The organism is Arsukibacterium sp. (assembly GCF_033722355.1).
Taxonomy (GTDB): Bacteria; Pseudomonadota; Gammaproteobacteria; order Enterobacterales; family Alteromonadaceae; genus Alishewanella.
Genome location: NZ_JAWVZF010000168.1, coordinates 1 through 5917, shown reverse-complemented (window position 1 = coordinate 5917; position 5917 = coordinate 1). Strand labels below are relative to the sequence as shown.

General features: G+C 49.7%; 7 protein-coding genes. 2 read left to right on the top strand and 5 right to left on the bottom strand.

Features of this window, described 5'->3' with window-relative positions; all coding sequences use genetic code 11:
- Window positions 1–404, top strand: a 404-nt coding sequence (locus R3177_RS12615; protein WP_318971383.1) for a LysR substrate-binding domain-containing protein, incomplete at its 5' end; no start/stop codon positions are given.
- On the opposite strand, the gene R3177_RS12610 is transcribed toward R3177_RS12615, so the two are convergent.
- Window positions 376–2097 (bottom strand): serine hydrolase, encoded by a 1722-nt coding sequence (locus tag R3177_RS12610; protein WP_318971382.1) that lies wholly within the window; start codon window positions 2095–2097, stop codon window positions 376–378. The genes R3177_RS12615 and R3177_RS12610 overlap by 29 nt on opposite strands.
- A 216-nt stretch (window positions 2098–2313) precedes the next feature.
- Here R3177_RS12610 and R3177_RS12605 point away from each other — a divergent pair, with 216 nt between their 5' ends.
- A complete protein-coding gene (locus R3177_RS12605) occupies window positions 2314–3312 on the top strand; it encodes an LLM class flavin-dependent oxidoreductase (protein WP_318971381.1) in 999 nt (332 codons plus the stop codon).
- Between the two features lie 20 nt (window positions 3313–3332).
- Here the strand turns inward: R3177_RS12605 and R3177_RS12600 are convergent, their stop codons facing one another.
- From R3177_RS12600 to R3177_RS12585, 4 genes are all read right to left on the bottom strand, one after another.
- Window positions 3333–4664: an MFS transporter gene (locus R3177_RS12600; RefSeq protein WP_318971380.1), complete on the bottom strand. Its 1332-nt coding sequence runs from the start codon at window positions 4662–4664 to the stop codon at window positions 3333–3335.
- 93 nt (window positions 4665–4757) lie between these two features.
- Entirely contained in the window at window positions 4758–4955 is a 198-nt protein-coding gene (locus tag R3177_RS12595; RefSeq protein WP_318971379.1) for a helix-turn-helix transcriptional regulator, read from the bottom strand.
- On the bottom strand, window positions 4952–5368 hold the full coding sequence (locus R3177_RS12590) for a hypothetical protein (RefSeq protein WP_318971378.1): 417 nt from the start codon (window positions 5366–5368) through the stop codon (window positions 4952–4954). Before R3177_RS12590 ends, R3177_RS12595 begins: the two co-directional genes overlap by 4 nt.
- Before the next feature lie 173 nt (window positions 5369–5541).
- On the bottom strand, window positions 5542–5811 hold the full coding sequence (locus R3177_RS12585; RefSeq protein ID WP_318971377.1) for an aspartate/glutamate racemase family protein: 270 nt from the start codon (window positions 5809–5811) through the stop codon (window positions 5542–5544).
- Window positions 5812–5917 lie beyond the last annotated feature (106 nt).

Here is a 5917-nt window from a genome sequence, read left to right as displayed (position 1 = left end):
TGGCCCAGCTTGATAAAGTGCTGACGCTGGCCGATGTGCAACAGGAAACCGCAATTATTGTTGCTGACTCGGCCATCGACAGCCAGAAGCTGTCCAGCGGCCTGTTCGATAGCCGGCAAAAAGTGGTGGTAGCCAATCTGGCGCAAAAAATTACCGCCCAGCAGCAAGGCTTGGGGGTCGGCTTTGTGCCACGCCATCTGATCCAACCGCAGCTGGCCCGTGGCGAGCTTATTGCCAAACAGCATACCATTCCGCGCGACAACGCTAAGCTCTACCTGGCATGGCATAAACAACAGCAAGGCAAGGCCCTTAGTTGGTTTTGCCAGCAACTATGCAACTATCCCTGGCAGCAGGTTTTTCGTGCTGATTCTGGTTTTAGTTTAAATCAAACACAAAGTGATTGAGAAATAGTTGGGCGAAAGCCGAGCTCTCAACCTGAGCTTTATCAAGAGGGTTGCGCCAATAAATACCTTCACTGTTGGCCAGAATGATAAAAGTTAAGTTGCGCCCGGGAATTTTCAGATAAAGTGCTGAGAACCCTGCTTCTTCATCCCAGCCACCATGCCAGATTAATTTTTCTCCGTTATAGTGCTGCACATACCAGCCAAAGGCATAAGGCAATGCCGTGCCATCCGGTGCTTTCGCCGGTTCAAATGCGGTTTGCATAATAGCGGTGGAAGCAATAGCTGCGGTATCAAGTGCAATATCAAACCGGGCTAAGTCGTTCACCGTCGAGACAATACCTGCGCCACCGGCAAAGTGACGATCGGGGCGCAAACGCTTTGCATAGCGGCCATTCGTGTAATGGTAGCCCTGGGCCATATCGAAAAAGACGGTGGCTTTTTCTGACTGCCACTGGCCTGCAGTGGTGCGTTCCATTGCAGCAGGACCCAGAATGTGTTGCTGCATCAGTTTTGCCATAACATTATGGCCCTGCTCGGCAGCAGCTAGCGGGTTGCCATGTAGATATTCAAGATAACGGGAAAGGCGGGAATACATAATGGGGTTATATAAAAAGGCCGTGCCGGGCTGACCATTAACAGTATGGTTTAGTACATGACGGATAGTGATTTTTTCGTTACATCTGAGATCCTGACCAAATACGATAGTTGACTGTGCTAACCAGCCGCAAAAACTCCGCCAGCCCGGCATGTCATTTATCGGGTTTTCCAGGTTAACAATATCCTGCTCCGCTAACTTGAGAAAAAGTAAACCCAGCATGGGTTTGGTCACTGAGGCGATCCAAAATGGCGTATCTGCGGTGGTTTTGCGATAAGAATTGCCATCACCGGTATCAAAATGCGAGCTGCCTAAGCCATCAGACCAGCGTAACTGTTGATCTGCTACAATCGCCACGGCAAGGCCGGGAATATGGTTTTCCTGACGCAAGTTATCCAGCTCTTCAGAAAACGCAGCGAGTTGTTGATCGCTGATGGCAAGCTGTTGCTCAGCGGCAGCAAAAGCGGGTCTGGCCGTCATGACATCAGTTAAACCCAGTGCGCAGAGCAGCGTAACAGTAGCGACAATGCCAGTTTTGTTTATTTTCAGAAACGGGATGGCCAGTGGATAGCGGCAGCCTTTGTTGTGCAATACTAGGACAATATTACTAAGCATCACGATAGCGGCATAAGGCAGTACAGCCAGAAAGAAGTAGAAACCCAAGCCTTTAATCGTCAACAGTGCAACGAAAGCAATAACAAAAACAAGGGTCATGGTGAGTTGGAAGTTTATTACTGCCCGGCCATGCTGTTCATACACCGGGTTATCTTCGCGCTTATGGATCCAGATAAACAGTGGCAGCAGAATGTTCATAAAGGGCAGCACAAAACCTATGAATGGTGAGCTGTGCATCAGCAACAACCATTTCTTCTGTATTGTTTCATTACCTGGATTATCCAGCTGTAACAAATCATCAATGTCAATTTCAAGCGCCGCAGCTAACATTTTAACGGTTTTCAAGTGCGGTGTGACTTCACCTTTTTCCAGGCGCTGAATAGTACGGACCGTTACTCTGGTTTTTTCGGCAAGCTGCTCCTGTGACAGTCCTTTTAATTTGCGCTGATATATCAGCGTCTCTGCTATTGATGATTTCTGCATGTTTTTCTCATTAGTCCTGTTTAGCGAAAATGAGGTTAAAATCTAACAATTAACACCCGACATTGTTACGACATCTGACTGTCATGTCGCTGCCATTTGTAAATTAGCATGGGCAGAACAGAATTAAACTACCCTTGAGACAATGGCATATAACCCCCATTGCCATGAAAGAGCGGGCACAAACCTGTTGCCTGCATTCAGTGTGGTGGACTACTAATGATCCCGTTATCCATTCTCGATTTAGCACCGGTTGCGGCGGGCAGCACAATAGCAGCCAGCTTTGCCGCCAGTAAAGCCTTAGCCCGGGAGGCCGAGGCACTGGGCTATCATCGCTACTGGCTGGCCGAGCACCATAATATGCCAGGCATTGCCAGTGCGGCCACCTCGTTGCTGATTAGCCATTTAGCGGCTGCCACGTCCCATATTCGCGTTGGTGCCGGTGGCATTATGCTGCCTAATCATTCGCCGCTGGTCATCGCTGAACAATTTGGCACTTTGGCGACGTTGTACCCTAATCGGATAGACTTAGGCTTAGGCCGGGCACCCGGTAGCGACCAGCACACCGCCCGGGCATTGAGGCGCAGTCGAGCAGAAACGGAAGATCAGTTCCCGGCCGATATTGCCGAGTTACAGCAGTACTTTGCGGCTGCCAAACCCAATCAGCTGGTGCAGGCGGTACCGGGCCAGAACCTGCAGGTGCCCTTGTGGATATTGGGCTCCAGTTTGTACGGTGCCCAGCTGGCTGCCCAATTAGGGTTGCCTTATGCTTTTGCCTCGCACTTTGCCCCGGCGATGATGAGCCAGGCAGCGACATTGTATCGCCAGCGTTTCAAACCCTCAGCCCAGCTCGATAAACCTTACCTGATGCTGGCCCTGAACGTCTTTGCCGCAGATACCAACAGCGAAGCCCAGCGGCTGTTTAGTTCGCTGCAACAGCAGTTTGTTAACCTTACCCGGGGTGCACCAGGCTTACTGCCGGCGCCGGTGGATAGCATTGATAGCATCTGGCAGCCGCATGAAAAAGCTTATGTGCAAAGTGCCCTGGCATGCTCTGTTGTCGGCGATGCGGCTGCGGTGCAGCAAGGCATAAGAGATTTTATCGCCGAGCATCAGCCAGATGAGCTGATGTTAACCAGCATGATGCATGACCCCCAGGCGCGGCACGTTAGCCAGCGGCTAGTAGCTGAGCTGATTAGTAAGGCTTCAAGCGGATAAAAACCACCTGACTGATAACCTCAACCTTGTTTGTCTTCGCTGTCTGGTATTGGCTTCGTTGCCCCATCTGCAGAGTGTGTGATGTCGGCGTCTGGCATAGCCTCCGGAAAAGCGGGCTTATGGTCCTCCACCCACTGCTCATCCTGACGAGGGTCGAGTTGGGCAAGCGAAGCGCCCGACGCGGCCGGCACGGCAACAAAGACACTTAACTGTTCATTGGCAATCCGCTCTGCCGTTAAGGCATAGCCACCCAGTAATAATGCAGCTAAAGCCAGCACGGTGAAAAACAGGCCGCCCGATACGCCCAATACCGCGCCCAGTATTAATGGTGCTAAAAACGAGCCGATACCATAGGCAAACAGCAAACTCCGGCTGACTTCCACTAAGTCTTTGCCGTGATCTAACCGGTCATTGGCGCGGGCAACGCTCAGTGGATAAATACTGAACAAACTGGTGCCGAGTAGAAAACCCAGCAGATAAAACAACCAGGCCTGACTGGCCAATAAGGCAAGCAGTAAGCAAATAGCAAAACTGAATAGGCCTGCCCACGCCAGCAACTTGCGCCGGCCATAGCGATCAGACAAGGTACCGACCGGCCACTGTGCCAGCAGGCCACCTAATATCGAAATGGCCATAAAAGTAGCCACGACCGATTGCTCGCCATAAGTATTAAGGACAAATACCGGCACCATGGTATAGAAACCGCCGACAAAAAAGCCGCCAATAATGCTGCCGACCAGCGCCAGCGGCGCAATATGCAACACTTTTGGCAGGCTGTAGCGTTCAAATGGTGCTAATACTGGTTGGCTGATCCGGGTAATCGCCACTAAAAACAGTGAGGCCAGCACCAGCACCGAACCCAGCACAAACACCACATGCGATCCGATATCCATACCTAATATCAGCTGACCAATGGCGGTGGCTAAAAAGAACACCACGGTGTATACCGCCAGCACGCGGCCGCGGTCATCTGAGCTGCTTTTTTCGTTCAGCCAGCTTTCCAGTACGATGAGCAGCGCATAAAAAGCAAAGCCCGACAGCAGACGTAAGCCCGCCCAGAACCAGGGATCGTAATATAAGGTATGGCCCAGAAATGCCATGACCATCAGCGCAGAAAATGCCGAAAAACTGCGGGCATGACCAACCGAGACAATTAACTTCTGGCTGAACACCGCCGCCAGCAAAGCGCCCAGAAAAAATGCAGAATTAATAATGCCAATCACCAGCTCCGACAGGCCAGCCTGTTTTAAATACAGACCGATGTATGTCATCAGCATGCCATAGCCGGTGGCCAGAAACGCAATAGAAATAAATAAAGATGAAATGGGCAATAACGCTTGCTTTAAAAACACCGGCCTGCTCACTTTCAATAAAACAATAGCTTAACCATAGTGTCTGATAACCCGTCAGGCAAGCACAGGTATCTGGCTCTCTGGTGACGTTGATCAGTTATCACTGTCATCAAAAATTTGTTCAATTGCCAAACCGAACACCCTGGCGGCCTTGAACGCCAGCGGCAAACTGGGATCAAACTTACCCGTCTCTATCGCATTGACAGTCTGACGTGACACGTCAAGTGCTTTTGCCAGATCTGACTGGGTCCAGTTGCGTTCTGCCCGCAATACTTTTAAGCGGTTTTTCATTGGTATTTCCGGGAGTTAATAACCAAACTGATAAAGTACGTGATACCCATTACAAACAGAATGTTAGAGGGGTTGGGTGTCGATTCAAGTAACCGCGCTGGCTCCAGCAGGCCGTATATCGCACCGAATACCATACTGATTCCCAGGGATATCGCCATCGCATTCAGGTGTAATTGGCGCTGCAGTTCATCTAAACCATCCAGATATTTTTTATTAGCAATAATCATCAGATAACCAAAAACAACATTAACAGCAATAATAGAAAGACTGATGGTCACGTTAAAATCCCAGATAAGCTTGGGGCCAAACGCAAACAAGGCCAACGATAGTAACCATCCGAGAGTCGATACAAATAATGTTTTTTTAGACGCGTTATAGCGCTGCGCTAAGGTAGTCGGTGTTGGGTCGTTCATAATAATACCTCGTAAAGTATGTTTAACTTTAGGTAAAGTCAGCTTGACTCTTTCAGGGTAGGGTAGAAACATGTTACTGTCAAGTGTGCTTGTCATTATGTAAAGCGTTATAGATATTGCTGAGTTAGGTCAAAATAGCAGGTTGCATCTTTGCTAACGCAATGCCAGTTTAGCTACAGTTTGGGCATGGTGTTGGTACAAAGCACAATAAAGTCGGCACCGGCCGCTTCAAGGCTTTTGGCGGCCTCTGCCAGCAACTGGCCGGCAGCTTGCCAGTCGCCAGCGCGTTGCATTTGTTCAATTTCTGCAAAATTAACGCTATACAGAATAACTTTAGCCGAGTGCAGACCACCGAGTTGCTGTTTCACCGTTTCATTGATTATGTGGTAGTAAGGAATGGTCGATTGCCAACTCATACCGCCCAGCAAGCCAATTGTTTTCATGGTAGTTGCCCTAAAAATAGAAAAGCCAGCACGACGCTGGCTTTGGCTTTGTTAGCTTAACTTAGCTTAGTCTGCCATCAGTAAATGCAGCAGCTGATCGTACAGC